Origin of the sequence: Roseateles oligotrophus (assembly GCF_025717515.1) — a bacterium.
GTDB classification, from domain to species: domain Bacteria; phylum Pseudomonadota; class Gammaproteobacteria; order Burkholderiales; family Burkholderiaceae_C; genus Paucibacter_A; species Paucibacter_A oligotrophus.
In genome coordinates, this window is the sequence record NZ_JAJIRN010000012.1 from 104,269 (window position 1) to 123,144 (window position 18,876).

Consider the following 18,876-nt stretch of genomic DNA (forward strand, 5'->3'; position numbering starts at 1 on the left):
GGGGTTTCCGCATAGGAGACGCGCATGGGGTATGGCGAGTTATTGCGTTCAAGTCGGCGACTTTCGCCGGCTGACTTGACGGCGGGCACGAAAGACACCTCCGCGTGCCGGGCTGAATGAGCAGCGCCGGCTTCAGCAAGCTCGCCGGACAATTGTGGCCGCAGCGCTTCAAGCATCAGCTCGCGCTGATGATGAGTTTCTTGCTGGTTTTGGCGCTGACCTTGCTGGGCGGCTTCACGGCCCAACAGCAGGAATCGCGAGCCCGCGCCGCAGTTGAAGCACAGGCCGCGCTGCTGGCCCGCAGCTTGGCTGAGGCAAGCACCAATCTGATCCTGGTCGGCAGCCTTGACGGGATTGAGGCGCTGGCCTTGTCCTACGCGGCGATGGCCGATGTGCGGCGGCTGAGCATCTTCAGCCCGCAAGGCAAGCCGCTGACCCAGGTCGTCCATGAAGCCGGTCAAAGCGCGCAGGCCAGCTACGCCGACCCGCAGCGGCAGCGCCAATTGCCCGCTGTCCAACAGCCGCAAATGTCGCTGACTACCGAGGGCAGCCTGCTGACCGTGTGGCAGCCCGTGCAGACCGATGAGCAGTTGCTCGCCTGGATACAGCTCGACTATGACCTGAGCGAGTTGCATCGCCAAAGCCATGTGGTCTGGCGCAATACCGCGCTGATGGCCTTGCTGGCCGTGCTGCTCTGCTACCCGCTGCTGATGGCCTTTTTGCGCCGCCCGATGGAGAGCATTGACAGCGCGAGGCGCTTCGCCGTCGAGTTGGCCGATGATGTCGGCACCGCCCCGCTCGTGCTCGAAGGGCCGCTGGAGATCCAGCAGTTGCAGCGCGCGCTGAATGACGCCTCGATGCTGCTGCAGCAGCACCTGATTCTGTTGACCGACGGCATCCAGACCCATCAAGCCCAGTCCAAACAACTGGCCGCCCAGAACGATCAGCTCGGCGCCATCTTCACCAACAGTCCGGACGGTTTGCTGACCTTCAACCGCAAGGGCAAGGTCGAGTTCACCAATCAGGCCTTTTTGCGCATGACCGGCCTGCGCGAAGACGAGGTGCTGGGGCAGGACGACCTCGGGTTAGACGCCAAGCTGATGGAACGCGCGGTGGAGGGTTGCGAATTCGCCGGCCTCGCCGCCAGCTTCGGGCCAAACAGGCAAACCCTGACCCTGCGTGGCGAGCCGCCCAAGGTGCTGGCCATCAGCGGGCGGCAGACCACGGCCGCTTCGGTCAGCCTAGCGCTCTATGTGCGTGACGAGACCCAGCAGCATGAGCTGGACCGGATGAAGTCGGAGTTCCTGACGCTGGCCGCCCATGAGCTGCGCACACCAATGGCCAGCATCTTCGGTTTCGTCGAGCTGCTGATCAACCGCGAGTTCAGCGACGCCAAGCGGGCCGACTTGCTGGGTCGCATCCATCGCCAAAGCAAGCTGATGATCAACATCCTCAACGAACTGCTGGACCTGGCGCGCATCGAAGCGCGCGGCGCCAGCGAGTTCAAGTTCGAGATGCTGGATCTGGCCGAGCTGGTAACCCATGTGCTGAGCGACTACCTGCCGCCACAGGGACGCGAGCGCCCGTTGTTCGAACCCGTTATGCAGGCGATGCCGGTCCATGTGGACCGCCAGAAGATGCAGCAGGCACTGCTCAACACGCTCTCCAATGCCTATAAATATTCGCCCGGCGGCGAGCCGGTTTCGATCCGCCTGCTGGTGGACGAACCCGAAGAGGGTCGCGTTCATTACGGGGTTGAAATCAGGGACCGTGGCATCGGCCTGTCACCTGCCCATCTGGCCCGCATGGGCGAACGCTTCTTCCGCGCCGACGCCTCCGGCCATATCCCCGGCACCGGCCTGGGCGTCAGCATCGTGCGCGAGTTGCTGGAGCTGATGGGCGGGCGGCTGCAGATTGAAAGCGAGTTGGGCCAGGGCACTTGCGTGAGCCTGTGGTTGTAATCAGGGCGCGGTTTCCTGCTCCATCCAGCCCAGCCAGCGCATCGCCTGTTCGCGGTTGTCGCCACACATCAGCTCGGACGGCTGCAGCGAGCCGCATACCGCCGGCCGTTCGGGCCGGCCGAAGATCTTGCAGCGGTTCGCGTCATCGAGCTGCACGCAGCGCACACCGGCCGGCTTGGAAATACCCCCCACAACCGGCATGCCTGGGATGGGTGAGCTGATGGATGGGGCGATGCAGCAGGCGGCACAGTGTTCTCGGCATTTCATCGCGCAATTGTCCGTCTAGTTGGGACGGCAGACCGGCACTTATCCACAGCCCCGCGTAAAATCTGCCGCTTGCCCGCGCGCGAGTTTTCAGCGGCGCCGAGGCCTCCTTTCTTCTAGGCAAACCCACTCATGCAATACCCCAAGGAATTCGACGTTATTGTGGTCGGCGGCGGCCACGCCGGCACCGAGGCCGCATTGGCCGCCGCCCGCATGGGCTGCGCCACGCTGCTGCTGACCCACAATATCGAGACGCTCGGGGCGATGAGCTGCAACCCCTCGATCGGCGGCATCGGCAAGGGCCATCTGGTCAAGGAAGTCGACGCGCTGGGAGGCGCGATGGCGGCCGCCACCGACGAGGCCGGCATCCAGTTCCGCATCCTCAATGGCTCCAAAGGCCCGGCCGTGCGCGCCACCCGAGCCCAGGCCGACCGGGTTTTGTACAAGGCAGCGATCCGCCACAAGCTTGAAAATCAGCCCAATCTATGGCTGTTCCAGCAGGCGGTGGATGACCTGATGGTCGAGTCGGACGGCCAAGGCGAACGGGTCGTCGGCGCCGTCACGCAGATGGGCTTGCAATTTCGCGCCCGTTCGGTGGTGCTGACCGCCGGCACCTTTCTCGATGGCCGCATCCATGTCGGCCTGCAAAACTACGCGGCCGGCCGCGCCGGGGATCCGCCGGCGATCAGCCTGTCGGCGCGGCTGAAGGAATTGAAGCTGCCGCAGGGCCGGCTGAAAACCGGCACGCCGCCGCGCATCGACGGCCGCTCGATCGATTTTTCGAAATGCGAGGAACAAGGCGGAGACCTGAACCCGCTGCCGGTCTTCAGCTTCATGGGCAGGGTCGAGCAGCACCCGCGCCAAGTGCCCTGCTTCATCACGCACACTTCGGCGGCCACGCACGCGATCATCCGCAGCGGCTTCGAGCGCAGCCCGATGTTCACCGGCGTGATCGAAGGCGTCGGCCCGCGCTACTGCCCCAGCATCGAAGACAAGGTCAATCGCTTCGCCGACAAGGACAGCCACCAGATTTTTCTGGAGCCGGAAGGCCTGACGACGCACGAGTACTACCCGAACGGGATCTCGACCTCCCTGCCCTTCGACATTCAACTCGCCGCCGTCCGCTCAATCCCCGGCCTGGAAAACGCACACATCATCCGGCCCGGCTATGCGATCGAGTACGACTACTTCGACCCGCGCGGCCTCAAGTCCAGCTTCGAAACCCGCGACATCCAAGGCCTGTTCTTTGCCGGCCAGATCAATGGGACAACCGGCTACGAAGAGGCGGCCGCTCAAGGTCTGTTCGCCGGCCTCAACGCCGCGCTGCAGGTGCAGGGCCGCGGCCCTTGGCTGCCGGCCCGCGATCAGGCCTATCTGGGCGTCTTGGTCGATGACCTGATCACCCAGGGCGTGACCGAGCCCTACCGCATGTTCACCAGCCGCGCCGAATTCCGCCTGCAGCTGCGCGAAGACAACGCCGATATGCGTTTGACCGAAATGGGCCGTGAACTGGGCTTGGTGGACGATGCACGCTGGGCCGCCTTCAACCGCAAGCGCGATGCTGTTTCACGTGAAACAGAGAAGCTCAAGGCGACCTGGGTTCATCCGGCAATACTGCCCTCGGCCGACGCCGAACGTCTGGTCGGCAAGGCCTTGGAGCGCGAGTACAACTTCATCGAGCTGCTGCGCCGGCCGGGCGTCGTCTACGACACCCTGGCCGAAGTCGCTGCGATCGCAAGACCGGAGTCGGCTGTTTCACGTGAAACAATGAACGTCGAGTTGGGCGACGCTCTGGCCGGAGCGGTGATCGAGGCGATAGAAATCAGCGTCAAATACGCCGGCTACATCAACAAGCAGGTGGACGATGTGGCCCGTGCCGCGAACTACGAACACCTGAAGTTGCCAACCGACCTCGACTACTCACAGGTCAGCGCCCTCTCCTTCGAAGCACGCCAGAAGTTAAACAAGCTCAAACCTGAAACTCTGGGGCAGGCCTCGCGCATCTCCGGCGTCACGCCGGCCGCCATTTCCTTGCTGCTGGTGCATCTGAAGAAGAAACGCTTCAAGGGCTTCGGCAGCGAAGACGCGGCGACGCCTAGCGCCTGATAAACACCGACGAACAACAACGATGATTGATATTTCAAGCCTGCGCGCACCACTGACTGCGGCCGCGACGACCCTGCAGTTGCAGCTCAGCGAGCCTCAAGTCGAGCAACTCCTGGCCTATCTGGCCATGATGGAAAAGTGGAACAAGGTCTACAACCTGACCTCGCTGCGCGACCCGCAGGCGATGTTGACCCACCATTTGATCGACAGCCTGAGCTTGCTACCCGCCTTGCGCAAACATACCCAAGGCCAAGCGCTGCGTTTGATGGATGTCGGCAGCGGCGGTGGTTTGCCCGGCGTGGTGATTGCCATCTGCAACCCCGAGATCGATGTTTCTTGCGTGGATGCGGTGCTGAAGAAAGCCAGCTTCATCACCCAAGTCGCGGCCGAGTTGAAGCTGCCCAATTTGCATGGCGTGCATTCCAGGGTCGAAGCCTTGAAGACGCCTGCCTTTGACTTGATCACCTCGCGGGCCTTCGCCTCGCTCTTAGACTTCACCACCCTCACCCGCCAGCATCTGAAGCCCGGCGCAATTTGGCTGGCGATGAAGGGCCAGCATCCGGCCGACGAGATCGCCGCCCTGACTGCCGATCTCGATGTGTTTCACGTGGAACAACTTGAGGTGCCGGGCCTCGACGCACAGCGTTGTTTGATCTGGATTCGTCCAAAAAACCAAGCATTGTAAACAAAATAGCCGGGCGCAGCGATTAAGCTCTAGGAGCCTGTCGGACTTGGGGCGGCGATAGCGAGAATCGGCCCCAGCCGCCGACTCCCAAGCCCGACAGACTCCTAGCGTCCACAAAAATAGAGCACATGGCCAAGATCTTTTGCGTTGCCAATCAAAAAGGCGGAGTCGGCAAGACCACCACCACCGTCAACCTCGCCGCCGGCCTGGCCAAGGTAGGCCAGCGTGTGCTGGTCGTTGACCTTGACCCGCAAGGCAATGCGACGATGGGCTCGGGCATAGACAAGCGCACGCTGGAGCTGACCGTCTACGACGTGTTGCTGGAATCCAGCAGCGTCGCCGAGGCCAAGCAGCACAGCGAAAAAGCCGGCTACGACGTGCTCGGCGCCAATCGCGAGTTGGCCGGCGCCGAGGTGGAACTGGTCTCGCAAGAGCGCCGTGAGCGCCGCCTGAAAACCGCGCTGAGCGCGGTCAAGGATGACTACGACTTCGTCCTGATCGACTGCCCGCCTTCGCTGTCGATGCTGACGCTGAACGGCCTGTGCTGCGCGCATGGCGTCGTCGTGCCGATGCAATGCGAGTACTTTGCGCTTGAAGGTCTCTCGGACCTGGTCAATACGATCAAGCAGGTACATGCCAACCTAAACCCCGACCTGCAAATCATCGGCCTTTTGCGCGTGATGTTCGACCCCCGCATCACGCTGCAGAACCAGGTCAGCGACCAACTCAAGAGCCATTTCGGCGACAAGGTGTTCGACACCGTGATTCCGCGCAATGTGCGCTTGGCCGAGGCGCCGAGCTACGGCCTGCCCGGCGTTGTGTTTGACCCGTCCTCCAAGGGTGCGCAGTCCTTTGTCGAATTCGCACGTGAAATGGTGCGTCGCGTCGGCAGCATGTGATGTTGGGAATTGATTTGGCACAGCGTGCCGAGCAAGCGGGTTTGAACGCCAGCGCCCCGCCACAAGAGAAGTTGATCGAAGGCTGGTTGATCCGGCTCTCCCCCGGCAAAGCAAAACGCTCGCGCTGCATCAATGCGCTGGCCGCCGGCAGCCTGCCCCTGGACGAATTGCTGGCGCGCTGCCAGGCGGCTTTTGCGGCGGCCAATCTGCCGCTCTATGTGCGCGTTACGCCTTACAGCCAGCCGGCCGATTTGGACGAGCGCTTGGCCGCCAAAGGCTGGCCCGCTTCGGACGCCGCCGATGTGATGGTCCTGGCTGCCCTTCCCTCCACAGCGGAACTGCCGGCCGGCCAGATTTTGCACACATTGGATGCGCCAGGCTACGCGCAACTGGTCGGTCACTTGCGCGGCTCCAGCGCGGCCGAAATCAGCGCCCATGCCGAACGCATGCAGGCCTCGCCGGTGCCCTATCAAGGCTTCGCACTTTGGGCCGGAGGCGCACTACTGGCCTGCGGCCAGTTCGCCCGCGAAGGCGGCATCGTCGGTCTGTTTGATATCTTCACGCCGCCCGAGCAGCGCGGCCAAGGCCATGCCTTCAATCTATGCCGCCGCTTGCTGCACATTGCCGGCACCGAGGGCGCCCGAGAGGCCTATCTGCAGGTCGGCTCGGACAACCCGGTGGCCCAGCGCGTCTACGCGCGGCTGGGCTTCAGCTTCGCTTACCGTTACCACTACCGCAGCCCGGCGACGGCCACGGCCACGGCAAATACAGCGGCCTAGCTCGCCTTAAAGCCCCAGACCCTCATCGAGGCCCAGGTGCACGTTCATCGACTGCACGGCGGCCCCGCTGGCGCCCTTGCCGAGGTTGTCCAAGCGAGCCATCACCAGCACCTGCGTGTCGGAGCCGAACACGAACAGATCGACCCGGTTGCTGTCATTGCAGGCCTGCACATCGAAGAAACCACTCTCCAGCGTCGCCGCATCGCGCAGCGGCATCACGCGGATGAAGCGCTCGCCCTCGTAATGCGCGGCCAAGGCCTGCTGCAAGTCTTCGGCGCGGGTACCGGCGCGCAGCTGACTCAGATGCAGCGGCACGGTCACGCACAAGCCCTTGTAGAAGCTGCCGACGATAGGCATGAAGACCGGCGCGTGAGCCAAGCCGGTGTAGTTCATCATCTCGGGCAGATGCTTGTGCGCCAAGCCCAGCGCATAGGGGCGCGGCGACTGCAAGGCCGGATTGCCGCCGGCTTCATACTCGGCGATCATGCTTTTGCCACCGCCCGAGTAACCGGTTATCGAGGTGGCCGAAACCAGGGCGGCCGGGCTCAGCAGACCCGCATCCACCAGCGGCCGCAAGGCCAGGATGAAGGCCGAGGCATGGCAGCCGGGGTTGGAGATGCGTTTGGCGGCGCGCAGCTTGTCGCGCTGACCCTTGGCCAATTCGGGCAGGCCAAAGGCCCAGCCGGAGACCGTGCGGTGCGCGGTGCTGGCGTCGATCAAACAGGTGTTCGGGTTGCTGATCATCGCGGCGGCTTCACGTGAAGCGGCGTCGGGCAGGCACAGGAAAGCCACATCGGCGGCGTTCAACAAGCGCGCGCGCTCGGCGGCGTCCTTGCGCTTGTCGGCATCAATGCGCAGCACTTCCACATCCTTGCGCGCCGCTAGGTATTCATGAATACGCAGCCCCGTCGTACCCTCTTGTCCGTCCACAAATACCGCGTAAGTCATGATCTCTCCTGCACAATCAAATCCAAAGAAACGAAAGCATAAAGCAAGCCGATGAAGATTCAGCAACGCATCCTCTTACTACCCGGTTGGTTGAACTCCGACCCCGATCATTGGCAGAGCCATTGGGAGCAGCGCTTTGGCTACCAGCGGGTCGAACAGGCCGATTGGGAATGGCCGCGGCGCGGCGACTGGATGGCGCGCCTGGACGAGGTCTTGCTCGCGGACGAGCGCCCGACCTTCTTGGTCGCCCATTCGCTCGGCAGCCAATTGGTCGCCAGCTGGGCCGAGCATTCGCAACATGCCGCTCGCGTGGCGGGAGCCTTGCTGGTGGCGCCGCCCGACACCGAGGCGGCCGATATGCCGCCCCAATTGCACAACTGGCGGCCCATCCGCCGCAGCCGCCTGCCCTTCCCCTCGATCACCGTGGTCAGCAGCGATGACCCGTTTTGCGCGTTCGATCGCGCTGCGCAGATGGCGACAGATTGGGGCAGCCGCTTGGTCGAGGCGGGGCCATACGGTCATCTGAATACGGCCGCCAATCTCGGCCAATGGGAGGCGGGTCAGGCCTTGCTGGCTGAGTTGCTCAGCGTGCCGCGCGAGTAAGGGACAATTGTCAGATGGTCACAAAAAAACTCAAAGGCCTCGGCCTCGGCTTGGAAGCACTCTTAGGCCCCACCGTCAGCGATTCCAATGCAGCAGCCGCCCGCGAAGGTGTCCCTAACGCCTTGCGTCTGGAGCAGATGCAGGCCGGCAAATATCAGCCACGCACACGCATGGATGAAGGCTCGCTGTATGAGCTGGCCGAGAGCATCAAGGCGCAAGGCATCATGCAGCCCATCCTGGTGCGGCCGATCAAGCCGCCCTCGGATCTGAGCGAGGTCCGTTTCGAGATCATCGCTGGCGAGCGGCGCTTCCGGGCCGCCAAGCTGGCCGGTCTGCGCGAGGTGCCGGTGCTGGTCAAAGCGGTGCCCGACGAGGCCGCCGCCGCGATGTCCTTGATCGAGAACATTCAGCGCGAAGACCTCAACCCGCTCGAAGAAGCACAAGGCCTGCAGCGTCTGGTCAGCGAGTTCCATCTGACCCATGAACAAGCGGCCCAAGCGGTCGGCCGTTCACGCAGCGCCGCCAGCAATTTGTTGCGCCTGCTGCAGCTGGTGGAGCCGGTGCAGAACATGCTGATGGCCGGCGATATCGACATGGGTCATGCGCGCGCGCTGCTGCCCTTGGACGGAGCGCATCAGATCACCTGCGCGACCGAAATTGCCGCCAAAAAACTCAGCGTGCGCGAGGCCGAAAAAATGGTTGCCCGCCAAGGTGTGGGTCGCCAGACGACCTTGCTGCGGGCCAAGAACGACAAGAGCCGTGACCTCTTGCGGCTGGAAGAAGAACTGTCGGACCTGCTCACGGCGGTGGTCGAGGTGCGCGTCAAGAAGCGCACCAAGCGCGGCGAGCAGGGCGAGTTGTCAATTCAGTTTGCATCGCTTGATGAGCTCAATGGCTTGATCGATCGACTGCGCGGACCCCAATAATTGCATGACCTATTGCGATGCGGGGTCAGGTCATGCCCCCTCCAACACGACAAGTAAAATTGGCGTAGCATTCACCTAGAGTTACGGTATTGAAATAGCGTGAAGGAGCCATAAGTTCGGCCTTATTCTTCTTTTATTTTGAGTTCATAAGTAGCAAGCTCTACTCCAGACAGAAGCAGCAAGGAAAGCTCTGATGACGCCCCAGACTCCACTGGCGGCAGCGGCTGGGACGCCATCAGAACTTCCCTGAAGTCCTTGGACAAACGGGTGTCCGGGGCTGGATGGGGCTTTACTGGAGCTCAATATGGACGTGATCAGCAGTTTCACCGCTCGCTACGAACGCACTCGCGTTGAAGAACTCTCGCTGGAAGACTACCTCGCCGAGTGCAAGCGCAATCCCATCACCTACGCCACCGCGCCCGAGCGCATGCTGCAGGCGATCGGTGAGCCACAGATGATTGACACCCGCAATGACACGCGGCTGTCGCGCTTGTTCGCCAACAAGACGATCAAGGTCTACCCCGCTTTCGCCGAGTTCTACGGGCTCGAAGAAGCGATTGAACAAGTCGTTAGCTACTTCCGCCACGCAGCCCAGGGGCTGGAGGAAAAGAAGCAGATCCTCTATCTGCTGGGCCCCGTCGGCGGTGGCAAAAGCTCGATCGCCGAACGCCTGAAGGGCTTGATGGAGCAAGTGCCCTTCTATGCGTTGCAGGGATCGCCGGTCAACGAGTCGCCGCTGGGCCTGTTTGACGCGGCCGAAGACGGCCCCTTGCTTGAACAGGAGTACGGCATTCCACGCCGTTACTTGAACCGCATCCTGAGCCCCTGGGCGGTCAAACGTCTGGAGGAGTTTGGTGGCGACATCCGCCGCTTCAAGGTGGTCAAGCGCTACCCCAGCGTGCTCAAGCAGGTCGGCATCTCCAAGACCGAGCCGGGCGACGAGAACAACCAGGACATCTCCTCGCTGGTCGGCAAGGTTGATATCCGCAAGCTCGAAACCTTCTCGCAAGACGACCCGGATGCCTATAGCTATTCCGGTGGCCTCTGCCTGGCCAATCAGGGCTTGCTGGAATTCGTCGAAATGTTCAAGGCTCCGATCAAGGTCTTGCACCCGCTGCTGACCGCCACGCAGGAGGGCAATTACAAGGGCACCGAGGGCTTCGGCGCGATCCCCTTCGACGGCATCGTGCTGGCCCATAGCAATGAGAGCGAGTGGAAGACCTTCCGCAATAACAAGAACAACGAAGCCTTCCTGGACCGCATTTACATCGTCAAAGTGCCGTACTGCCTGCGCGTTAGCGAAGAGGTCAAGATCTATGAGAAGCTGATCCGAGGCTCCTCGCTGGTGTTTGCGAAATGCGCGCCGGGAACGCTGAAGATGATGAGCCAGTTTGCGATCCTGACCCGGCTGAAGGAGCCCGAAAACTCGTCGCTGTACTCGAAGATGCTGGTCTACGACGGCGAAAGCCTGAAGGACACCGATCCCAAGGCCAAGAGCTATCAGGAGTATCGCGACTACGCCGGCGTCGACGAAGGCATGAGCGGCATCTCGACCCGCTTCGCTTACAAGATTCTGTCCAAGGTTTTCAACTTCGACAGCTCCGAGGTGGCCGCCAACCCGGTGCATCTGATGTATGTGCTGGAGCAGCAGATCGAGCGCGAGCAGTTCCCGTCCGAGACCGAGACCAAGTATGTCGGCTTCATCAAGGAGAACTTGGCCCCGCGCTATGCCGAATTCATCGGCAAGGAGATCCAGACCGCTTATCTGGAGAGTTATAGCGAATATGGGCAGAACATCTTCGACCGCTATGTCACCTATGCCGACTACTGGATTCAGGACCAGGAGTACCGTGACACCGACACCGGCGAGGTGTTTGACCGCTCGGCCTTGAACACCGAGTTGGAAAAGATCGAAAAGCCCGCCGGCATCAGCAACCCGAAAGATTTCCGCAACGAGATCGTCAATTTCGTGCTGCGCGCGCGTGCCAACAATGCCGGCAAGAACGCGTCATGGACCAGCTACGAGAAGCTGCGCACGGTGATCGAGAAGAAGATGTTCTCCAACACCGAGGAGTTGCTTCCCGTCATCAGCTTCAACGCCAAGGCCAGCGCCGACGAGGCCAAGAAGCATGAGAACTTCGTCCAGCGCATGGTCGACAAGGGCTACACAGCCAAACAGGTGCGACTGCTGTGTGAATGGTATTTGAGGGTTCGCAAGAGCTCTTGAGTTTTCGTCAATATCGTTCGAAGTAGCCGAGGCCGCCGCCGGGCCACCCTGAGGCGGGCAAGACCGTCTCGGGGGGTGCTTGGCTGTATTACGGCTACCGGGGGTAAACGTTCATATGCTTCAGCAAATCATCGACCGTCGCCTGTCCGGCAAGAACAAGTCGATCGGCAATCGCGAACGCTTCCTGCAGCGCCACAAGGAGCAGGTGCGTGAGGCGGTGCGACGGGCCGTTGACGGCCGCGGTATCCGTGACATGGAACATGGTGAAGACGTTCATATTCCCAAAAAGGATTTGAACGAGCCGGTCTTTGGCCATGGCGAAGGCGGCGTGCGCGAAGTTGTGCGGCCCGGCAACGTCGAACATGTCAAGGGTGACCGCCTGGCCAAACCCAAGGGCGGTGGCCAGGGTCAAGGTGGAGGGCAGGCGAGCGACTCCGGCGAAGGCGAGGACGATTTCGTCTTCCACCTCAGCCGGGAGGAGTTCATGCAGGTCTTCTTCGAGGACTTGGCGCTGCCCAATCTGGAGCGCACCCAGCTCGCCGACACGCCCGAATGGAAGACCCACCGAGCCGGCTACACCGGCGATGGCAACCCGACCAATCTGCACATCGTGCGCTCGATGCGCGGTGCACTCGGCCGCCGTATTGCGCTGGGGACGGAAAAGCGGCGCGAGTTGCTGGAGCTGGAAGAACGCCTCGCCCTGCTCAAGCATGAGAACCAGGCCGACCCTGAGGTTCAGCGCATGCTGCTGGAAACCGAGGCGCGCATCGGCCATCTGCGCCAGCGCATCAAGGCGATTCCCTTTCTTGACCCCATTGACCTGCGCTTTCGCAACCGGGTGCGGGTGCCGGTGCCGACCAGCCGCGCGGTCATGTTCTGCCTGATGGATGTGTCGGGCTCGATGGATGAGAGTCGCAAGGAATTGGCCAAGCGCTTCTTCATCCTGCTTTATCTGTTCCTGACCCGGCATTACGAGAAGATCGAAGTCGTTTTCATCCGCCACCACACCCAGGCACAGGAAGTGGACGAACAGAACTTCTTCCACGCTACCGAGACCGGCGGTACCGTGGTCTCGAGTGCGCTGGTCTTGATGGAAGAAATCATCCGCGAGCGCTATCCGCGCAATGAGTGGAATATCTACGGCGCACAGGCCAGCGATGGCGATAACTGGCACCATGACAGCGGCCGCTGCCGCGAATTGCTGGCCGACAAGATCTTGCCCATGTGCCGCTACTTTGCCTATGTGCAGGTGGCCGAGCAGGAGCAGAACCTCTGGGATGAATATTGCAAACTCAGTGAGGAGGTGCGCCACTTCGCGATGCGCAAGGCCACCGAGGTGTCGCAAATCTACCCGGTCTTCAGGGATCTGTTCAAGAAGGAAAGTTCAGCTAAGTGAGTGCCTGCACTCAAGCGCTAATTGAAGAAATAAGGGGCTGACATGACCGACATCGAGAACCGCCGCCAACGCGGCATTGCCCCCAGCACCGATGATTACGGTGGGCGCCGCTGCAAGCCGGCCTTGAAGGAGATGAAACCGGCCGGCCCTCGGCCTGCCGGCCCGCTGCCTTCGCCAAGCGACTGGACCTTCGAGCTGATCGACGATTATCACAACGTCATCCGCGCCACCGCCGAGCGCTATGGCCTGGACACCTACCCGAATCAGCTCGAAATCATCACCGCCGAGCAAATGATGGATGCCTACGCCTCGGTCGGCATGCCGGTCAATTACCGCCATTGGAGCTATGGCAAGGAGTTCATCGCCACCGAGCGCAATTACAAGCGGGGCCAGATGGGCCTGGCCTATGAAATCGTCATCAACTCCGACCCCTGCATCGCCTATCTGATGGAAGAAAACACCATGGCCATGCAGGCCCTGGTGATTGCGCACGCCTGCTACGGCCACAACAGCTTCTTCAAGGGCAACTACCTGTTCCGCATGTGGACCGATGCATCAAGCATCATTGACTATCTGGTCTACGCGAAGAACTTTGTGGCCGAATGCGAGCAGCGCCACGGTGTTTCGCAAGTCGAGCAATTGCTGGACTCCTGCCACGCGCTGATGTCCTACGGGGTTGACCGTTATCGGCGCCCGGCCAAACTCTCGCTGGCACAAGAGCGCTTGCGCATGGCCGACCGCGAGGCCCATGCGCAGCAGCAGATCAACGACCTGTGGCGCACCCTTCCCAAGCGTGCCGACGCCGCCGCCGAGGCCGCCGCGGCGCAGCGCTTTCCGGACGAACCGCAGGAGAACATCCTCTATTTCATCGAGAAAAGCGCCCCGCTGCTGGAGCCTTGGCAGCGCGAAATCGTGCGCATCGTGCGCAAAATCGCCCAGTACTTCTACCCGCAGCGGCAGACCCAGGTGATGAACGAAGGTTGGGCCACCTTCTGGCATCACCGCCTGCTCAACCAGATGTATGACGACGGCTATCTGAGCGACGGCATGATGATCGAATGGCTGAAGTCGCATACCAATGTGGTGGCGCAGCAGCCAATGGCGAATCTGAACCCCTACGCCTTGGGCTTTGCGATGTATACCGACATCAAGCGCATCTGCGAAAACCCGACCGAGGAAGACCGGCGCTGGTTCCCCGATATCGCCGGCGGCGACTGGCTGCCCACCATTGACCACGCGATGCGCAACTTCAAGGACGAGAGCTTTATCGGCCAATATCTGAGCCCGAATCTGATGCGCGAATTCCGGCTGTTCTCCATCCTCGATGACGAGAAGCTGTCCGAGTACGAAATCTCCGCCATCCATGACGAGGCCGGCTATCAGCATGTGCGGGAGGCCTTGTCACGCCAATACGATCTCTCGACCCGCGAGCCAAATATCCAGGTCTGGAACGTCAATCTGCGCGGCGACCGCTCGCTGACCCTGCGCCACACGCAACATATGGGCAGGCCGCTGCATGAGAGCGCGCAAGAAGTGCTCAAGCATGTCGCCCGGTTGTGGGGCTTCGGGGTTCAGTTGGAAAGCGTCGATGACAAGGGCGAGGTCAGCAAGCGCTGGACGGTGGCGGCGCCGCCGGCTTGATCGCGAACTTCGGGCTCGACTTGCGGCCTCTGGTGGCCGCTTATGGCAATGCTTCAGCCAGCAGCGCATTGGCGATGTCCGCCAACACGCGAATACCATTTGCTCTCTCCTCGCTCAGAGGATGTGCTGCCGTCAGCCGCAAGCAATGGTCGAAGCCCGTGCCGGTGCTGAAGACCGCCCCGGGGACGAAGTTGTAGCCGCGCGCCCTCGCTTGCTCAAGCAGGGTGCAAGCATCCAAGCCACCCGGTAAAACGACCCACAAGGCATAGCCTGTATCACCGCTATGCAGCCTTGTCCCGGCTGGAAACTGCGCCAAGATTTCGCGCTGATAAAGGTCGACCTGCGCCTTCAAGCTTTGCCTCAGCCGCCTGAGGTGCGCGTCAAAACTGCTGCTGGCCAGAAACTCAGCCAGTACCTGCTCGATCAAAGACGGCATCAACTCACCATGCACCGCACGCGCTGCCCGTAACTGCACACTCAAGCGGCCACTGACGACATAGCCAAGACTGAATCCAGGCCCGCTGATGCAGGCGAAACTGCCACAGTACAGCACTCTGTCCTCGCGATCAAACGCCTTCAGGGGACGCGGCCGATAGGCGCCACGATAGAGCTCGCCCATCATGTCGCACTCGATCAGGGGAAGCTGATGCTGGGTGATCAGCGTGACGAGTTCCTCTTTGTCGGCGTCACTCCACCGGCCTCCTGCCGCTGCGCTCAGGCTGTGGTCAAACACGCAGGCGGCCACAGGGTAATGACTCAGCGCATGGCCCAAAGCCTCCAATGAGGGGCCGCTCTCGTTCGAGACGGGAATCTCAAGCACGCGCAAGCCCATGCTCGCGATCAGTTCCAGCGCCCGCATCGGCGCGGGGCTGGTGACCACGACCCAATCACCGGCTTGAGTCAGCAGCCGCAAGCAAAGCTGCAGCGACTCACCCTCGCCCTGCGTCACGACGATGTCGTCGGCACCGAAGGCGCAGCCCAGCCGAGGAGCCCGCAAGGCCAGTTGCCGGCGCAATGGCTCACCGCCGAAAACGCTTCCAGTCGCCAACGGTGATGATGAGGCCGAGCGGCATTGCTGCGCCAGCAGCCTTCGCAGCGTCGAAACAGGCAGCAATTCCTGGGGTAATGCGAGATGGCCAAGCGATAGCAAGCCCGCCTGCGAAGCGGCCAAGCTCATCAGTCGCCGGCGCCGCCCATCCAACTCCATCGCCATGGCCCGCGTCGCAACACCGATAGGCGCAGGAGCCTGGCAGGAAAAAAATCCACGGCGCGCGCGCGCCTCGATCAGCCCCGCATCCTCCAGATCATGCAGCGCATGAGTCACCGTGGCCAAGCTCGCCCGATGTTCCGCACAGAGATGGCGGACCGAGGGCAGGCGACTGCCGGCTGGATAGCGCCCGGCTTGCAGAGCCGCGGCCAGCGTAGCTGCGAGCGTCCGGTAACGAAGGGGGCGAGATGTCATGCAACAGGGCCGGCTAAAGGCTCGCACGATACCGCCAATTGGCCACCCTGAATCGATACACAGCACCCAAGAACAAGCGATGCAGTCGCTGGCAGTCCCTGTATCTATCTAGCAGACAGAGCGCTGAGTCTTTGCGCCGATGGGGCCCATTCCTAGACTGTGGGGGCCATGACATCGAACGAGCGAACGAACAGCCATGCAATACCTAACTACCCGCCTCCAAGCATGCGCGCCATGCGTGCGGCAGCTTCTGCTGAGTGAACTGCTCGGCCTGCTGGCGAGCACCGCCACCCAGACCGGCGTGGCCTGGTGGATTGCGAGCCAAGGCGGCGGAGCCGACCTGGCCGCCTATGGTGCAGTGGCAGCGCTGTGTTCGCTGCTCGCCATGCCCTTGCTGTCTCCTTTTGGGGACCGATGGCCGAAACAGCAGCTGATTCGTTTGGCAAGAACAGGTCTGCTGCTGGACGCGCTGGTGCTCGCTCTGCTTGCTTGGAGCGGCCTCTACAACCTAGCGCTGTTATGTGTTTGCTCGGTGCTTGCCACCCTCGCCAACGCACTGCTCCTGCCGGTACAGGCGAGCCTCCTTCCCGAACTGGTAGCTGCCGAACAACTCCCCGAGGCCATACGACTGCGTCGCGCTTCCCAGGCGATCGGGGGTCTGCTGGGTCCTGGCTTGAGTGGCGCCATGCTTGCCTTCGGCGGGGTATCGCAAGCGATGATGCTGAATGTGTTTCTGTTCGGCTTGGCGAGCATCGCTGCACAGCGTTTGAAACAAGCGCCTTTTGCCGCTAAGCCGCCGGCTTCTGCCTGCCTACTCAGGGACATTGCTGCCGGCCTGCGCGCCAAATGGGGCGTCACGCTCGACCGTTGGTGGTCCCTGACCGGCGCCTTGATGATGATCTTCCTGCTACCCGCCATCGGCATGCTGCTGCCCCTGCGCTTGCAGTCACTGCAGCTTTCAGCGCTATGGTTCGGCGCTTGCGGGGCGGCCTTGTCGGTCGGCCTGCTGCTGGGTTTGGCCGGCCTTGCCGATGCGTTGATTCACCGCCTCGACCGGGTTCGCGCAATCGGCGTGGCGGTGGCCTTGTGCGGACTCGCCGTCGGTTCGATTGGCGTTTGCATATCCGCACCAGGCTTGCTGGCCATCTTTGCGCTGATCGGTCTGTGCATGTCGGTCACGCAATTGGTCGGTCAGACCCACCGAGCCCTTGCCGTGCCGGAGAACTTCCGCGCTCGCATGGCAGCCGGACAAATGATGATTGCTCAGTTGGCTGGAGCCATCGCCCCAGCGATCGCGGGCTTGCTACTGCTGCACTGGGAGGTGGCCGATGTTTATCTATGCCTCGCGGCAGGATTCCTGGGCAGCGGCCTGCTTCTATTGGCCGTGCCGGAGCTTAGACCTTTCCTGCGGCTGGACCATGAGCAGGTCAAAAATTGGTACGGCCGGCGCTACCCCGAAGCATTTGCAGCGCGCCGCTAAAAACCTAGATCAAGATGCAAATATCTTGCCCGGATTCATGATGTTGTGCGGGTCCAGCGCCGCCTTCACGCTGCGCATCAGCGCCACCGCGCCGTCTCCAGCCTCGGCGATCAAAAAGCCCTGCTTGTGCAGGCCGATGCCATGCTCGCCGCTGCAAGTACCCTCCAGGCGCAGCGCAAGTGCCACCATCTGCTGGCTCAGGCGTTCAGCCGTCTCGCGCTCAGCGGGAATCAAGGGGTCGATCAGATAGGCGATATGGAAATTGCCATCCCCGACATGGCCGACGATGAAATAAGCCAGCCCACTCTCCTCGACCTCGGCGACCGAGGCCTTGATGATCTCGGCCAGGCGCGAGATCGGCACGCAGACATCGGTCGTCACGCTGCGGCAGCCGGGCTTGGTCTGCAGGCCCGACAGATAGGCGTGATGGCGGGCCGCCCAGAGCTTGCTGCGGGCCTCCGGCGTTGTCGCCCATTCAAAGTCCTCGCCGCCCAGATCGCACGCGATCTCCTGCACCGCTTGAGCCTGCTCGGCCACGCCGGCCGGGCTGCCATGGAACTCCATCAAAAGCATTGGCAACTCGCGCAGGCCTAACTTGTCATGCGTATTGACCGCGCGGATCGCGTGTACATCGAGCAGCTCGCAGCGCGCGATCGGCACGCCGAGCTGGATGACCTGGATGGCGGTCTGCACCGCCGCGTCAATGCCGGGGAAGAAGCAAACCGCCGCCGACACCGCCTCGGGCAGCGGGTAGATGCGCAAAGTCAGCTCGGTGATCACGCCCAGCGTGCCCTCGCTGCCGACGAACAGCCGCGTCAGGTCATAGCCGGCGCTGCTCTTGCGGGCGCGTGTGCCGGTGCGGATCTGCTCGCCGCCGGCCGTCACCACGCCAAGGCCCAATACGTTCTCCCGCATCGTGCCGTAGCGCACGGCGTTGGTGCCACTGGCCCGGGTCGCGGCCATGCCGCCCAGCGTCGCATCGGCGCCGGGATCGATGGGAAAGAACAGGCCGGCATGGCGCAGCTCGGCATTGAGCTGGTTGCGGGAAACGCCCGCCTGCACTGTGACGGTCAGGTCTTCGGCATGCACGGTGAGGATGCGATTCATGCGTGAGACATCCAGGCTGATGCCCCCTTGCACCGCCAGCAGATGACCCTCCAGCGAACTGCCGGCACCGTAAGGAATCACCGCTATGTGGTGCTGATTGGCGAGACCGACCACGAAGGCGACCTCATCCGCCGACTCGGCAAACACGACCGCATCGGGCGGCGCCACGTCGAATGGAGATTCATCCCGGCCATGCTGCTCACGCATCGCCATCGACATATTGCAGCGCTCCCCAAAGCGTTGCTGCAGGGCCAGCAGCAAGGCTTCAGGCAGCGGACACCGCTCGCTCATCGGTGTCGATTGCTTGGGCAAAACTGTATTCATTCATCAGTCTCTCGGTGGCTTGGCACAATTCTAGGAACAAGCCACAGAAAGACTGCCAACGATTGATT

15 protein-coding genes are annotated in these 18,876 nt (G+C 62.1%); 11 read left to right on the forward strand and 4 right to left on the reverse strand.

The window, feature by feature from the left end; genetic code table 11:
- Positions 1–116: 116 nt before the first annotated feature.
- Positions 117–1,961: a sensor histidine kinase gene (locus LNV07_RS23760; protein WP_263573685.1), complete on the forward strand. Its 1,845-nt coding sequence runs from the start codon at positions 117–119 to the stop codon at positions 1,959–1,961.
- Here LNV07_RS23760 and LNV07_RS23765 read toward each other — a convergent pair whose 3' ends face one another.
- Positions 1,962–2,228, reverse strand: coding sequence for a YkgJ family cysteine cluster protein (locus LNV07_RS23765; RefSeq protein ID WP_263573686.1), 267 nt, complete (start codon positions 2,226–2,228; stop codon positions 1,962–1,964).
- Between the two features lie 129 nt (positions 2,229–2,357).
- Here LNV07_RS23765 and mnmG point away from each other — a divergent pair, with 129 nt between their 5' ends.
- The 4 genes from mnmG to LNV07_RS23785 all read left to right on the forward strand — a co-directional run bounded on the left by mnmG (position 2,358) and on the right by LNV07_RS23785 (position 6,694).
- Positions 2,358–4,331 carry a tRNA uridine-5-carboxymethylaminomethyl(34) synthesis enzyme MnmG gene (gene mnmG, locus LNV07_RS23770; RefSeq protein ID WP_263573687.1) on the forward strand — a complete coding sequence of 658 codons (1,974 nt, stop codon included), beginning with the start codon at positions 2,358–2,360 and terminating at the stop codon, positions 4,329–4,331.
- A gap of 22 nt (positions 4,332–4,353) precedes the next feature.
- Positions 4,354–5,016 carry a 16S rRNA (guanine(527)-N(7))-methyltransferase RsmG gene (rsmG, locus tag LNV07_RS23775; protein ID WP_263573688.1) on the forward strand — a complete coding sequence of 221 codons (663 nt, stop codon included), beginning with the start codon at positions 4,354–4,356 and terminating at the stop codon, positions 5,014–5,016.
- Between the two features lie 128 nt (positions 5,017–5,144).
- Entirely contained in the window at positions 5,145–5,915 is a 771-nt protein-coding gene (locus tag LNV07_RS23780; protein WP_263573689.1) for a ParA family protein, read from the forward strand.
- Positions 5,915–6,694 (forward strand): GNAT family N-acetyltransferase, encoded by a 780-nt coding sequence (locus LNV07_RS23785; protein ID WP_263573690.1) that lies wholly within the window; start codon positions 5,915–5,917, stop codon positions 6,692–6,694. Before LNV07_RS23780 ends, LNV07_RS23785 begins: the two co-directional genes overlap by 1 nt.
- A gap of 6 nt (positions 6,695–6,700) precedes the next feature.
- On the opposite strand, the gene argC is transcribed toward LNV07_RS23785, so the two are convergent.
- On the reverse strand, positions 6,701–7,642 hold the full coding sequence (gene argC, locus LNV07_RS23790) for an N-acetyl-gamma-glutamyl-phosphate reductase (RefSeq protein ID WP_263573691.1): 942 nt from the start codon (positions 7,640–7,642) through the stop codon (positions 6,701–6,703).
- Positions 7,643–7,693: 51 nt separating this feature from the next.
- Here argC and LNV07_RS23795 point away from each other — a divergent pair, with 51 nt between their 5' ends.
- From LNV07_RS23795 to LNV07_RS23815, 5 genes are all read left to right on the forward strand, one after another.
- Positions 7,694–8,245, forward strand: coding sequence for an RBBP9/YdeN family alpha/beta hydrolase (locus tag LNV07_RS23795; protein ID WP_263573692.1), 552 nt, complete (start codon positions 7,694–7,696; stop codon positions 8,243–8,245).
- A gap of 14 nt (positions 8,246–8,259) precedes the next feature.
- Complete coding sequence (locus LNV07_RS23800; protein ID WP_263573693.1) at positions 8,260–9,171, forward strand: ParB/RepB/Spo0J family partition protein; 912 nt, start codon at positions 8,260–8,262, stop codon at positions 9,169–9,171.
- A gap of 304 nt (positions 9,172–9,475) precedes the next feature.
- On the forward strand, positions 9,476–11,398 hold the full coding sequence (locus LNV07_RS23805; protein ID WP_263573694.1) for a PrkA family serine protein kinase: 1,923 nt from the start codon (positions 9,476–9,478) through the stop codon (positions 11,396–11,398).
- A gap of 115 nt (positions 11,399–11,513) precedes the next feature.
- Positions 11,514–12,794, forward strand: coding sequence for a YeaH/YhbH family protein (locus LNV07_RS23810; protein WP_263573695.1), 1,281 nt, complete (start codon positions 11,514–11,516; stop codon positions 12,792–12,794).
- Between the two features lie 132 nt (positions 12,795–12,926).
- Positions 12,927–14,435, forward strand: a complete 1,509-nt coding sequence (locus LNV07_RS23815) for a SpoVR family protein (protein ID WP_263573761.1) — start codon at positions 12,927–12,929, stop codon at positions 14,433–14,435.
- Positions 14,436–14,475: 40 nt separating this feature from the next.
- Here LNV07_RS23815 and LNV07_RS23820 read toward each other — a convergent pair whose 3' ends face one another.
- The gene (locus LNV07_RS23820) at positions 14,476–15,897 is read right to left on the reverse strand and encodes an aminotransferase-like domain-containing protein (protein ID WP_263573696.1); all 1,422 of its coding nucleotides are present in this window, start codon (positions 15,895–15,897) and stop codon (positions 14,476–14,478) included.
- A 238-nt stretch (positions 15,898–16,135) separates the two neighbouring features.
- Here LNV07_RS23820 and LNV07_RS23825 point away from each other — a divergent pair, with 238 nt between their 5' ends.
- On the forward strand, positions 16,136–17,377 hold the full coding sequence (locus LNV07_RS23825) for an MFS transporter (RefSeq protein WP_263573697.1): 1,242 nt from the start codon (positions 16,136–16,138) through the stop codon (positions 17,375–17,377).
- A 9-nt stretch (positions 17,378–17,386) separates the two neighbouring features.
- Here the strand turns inward: LNV07_RS23825 and LNV07_RS23830 are convergent, their stop codons facing one another.
- Positions 17,387–18,808: an FAD-binding oxidoreductase gene (locus LNV07_RS23830; RefSeq protein WP_263573698.1), complete on the reverse strand. Its 1,422-nt coding sequence runs from the start codon at positions 18,806–18,808 to the stop codon at positions 17,387–17,389.
- Positions 18,809–18,876: the final 68 nt, after the last annotated feature.

Excerpts from the sequence above, each read along its gene's own strand:
- LNV07_RS23780 (WP_263573689.1), top strand. The coding sequence starts at position 5,145 with ATGGCCAAGATCTTTTGCGTTGCCAATCAAAAAGGCGGAGTCGGCAAG.
- argC (WP_263573691.1), bottom strand. The coding sequence starts at position 7,642 with ATGACTTACGCGGTATTTGTGGACGGACAAGAGGGTACGACGGGGCTG.
- LNV07_RS23805 (WP_263573694.1), top strand. The coding sequence starts at position 9,476 with ATGGACGTGATCAGCAGTTTCACCGCTCGCTACGAACGCACTCGCGTT.
- LNV07_RS23815 (WP_263573761.1), top strand. The coding sequence starts at position 12,927 with ATGAAACCGGCCGGCCCTCGGCCTGCCGGCCCGCTGCCTTCGCCAAGC.
- LNV07_RS23810 (WP_263573695.1), top strand. The coding sequence starts at position 11,514 with ATGCTTCAGCAAATCATCGACCGTCGCCTGTCCGGCAAGAACAAGTCG.
- LNV07_RS23765 (WP_263573686.1), bottom strand. The coding sequence starts at position 2,228 with ATGAAATGCCGAGAACACTGTGCCGCCTGCTGCATCGCCCCATCCATC.
- LNV07_RS23800 (WP_263573693.1), top strand. The coding sequence starts at position 8,260 with ATGGTCACAAAAAAACTCAAAGGCCTCGGCCTCGGCTTGGAAGCACTC.
- LNV07_RS23760 (WP_263573685.1), top strand. The coding sequence starts at position 117 with ATGAGCAGCGCCGGCTTCAGCAAGCTCGCCGGACAATTGTGGCCGCAG.
- LNV07_RS23830 (WP_263573698.1), bottom strand. The coding sequence starts at position 18,808 with ATGAATACAGTTTTGCCCAAGCAATCGACACCGATGAGCGAGCGGTGT.
- rsmG (WP_263573688.1), top strand. The coding sequence starts at position 4,354 with ATGATTGATATTTCAAGCCTGCGCGCACCACTGACTGCGGCCGCGACG.
- LNV07_RS23785 (WP_263573690.1), top strand. The coding sequence starts at position 5,915 with ATGTTGGGAATTGATTTGGCACAGCGTGCCGAGCAAGCGGGTTTGAAC.
- mnmG (WP_263573687.1), top strand. The coding sequence starts at position 2,358 with ATGCAATACCCCAAGGAATTCGACGTTATTGTGGTCGGCGGCGGCCAC.
- LNV07_RS23820 (WP_263573696.1), bottom strand. The coding sequence starts at position 15,897 with ATGACATCTCGCCCCCTTCGTTACCGGACGCTCGCAGCTACGCTGGCC.
- LNV07_RS23795 (WP_263573692.1), top strand. The coding sequence starts at position 7,694 with ATGAAGATTCAGCAACGCATCCTCTTACTACCCGGTTGGTTGAACTCC.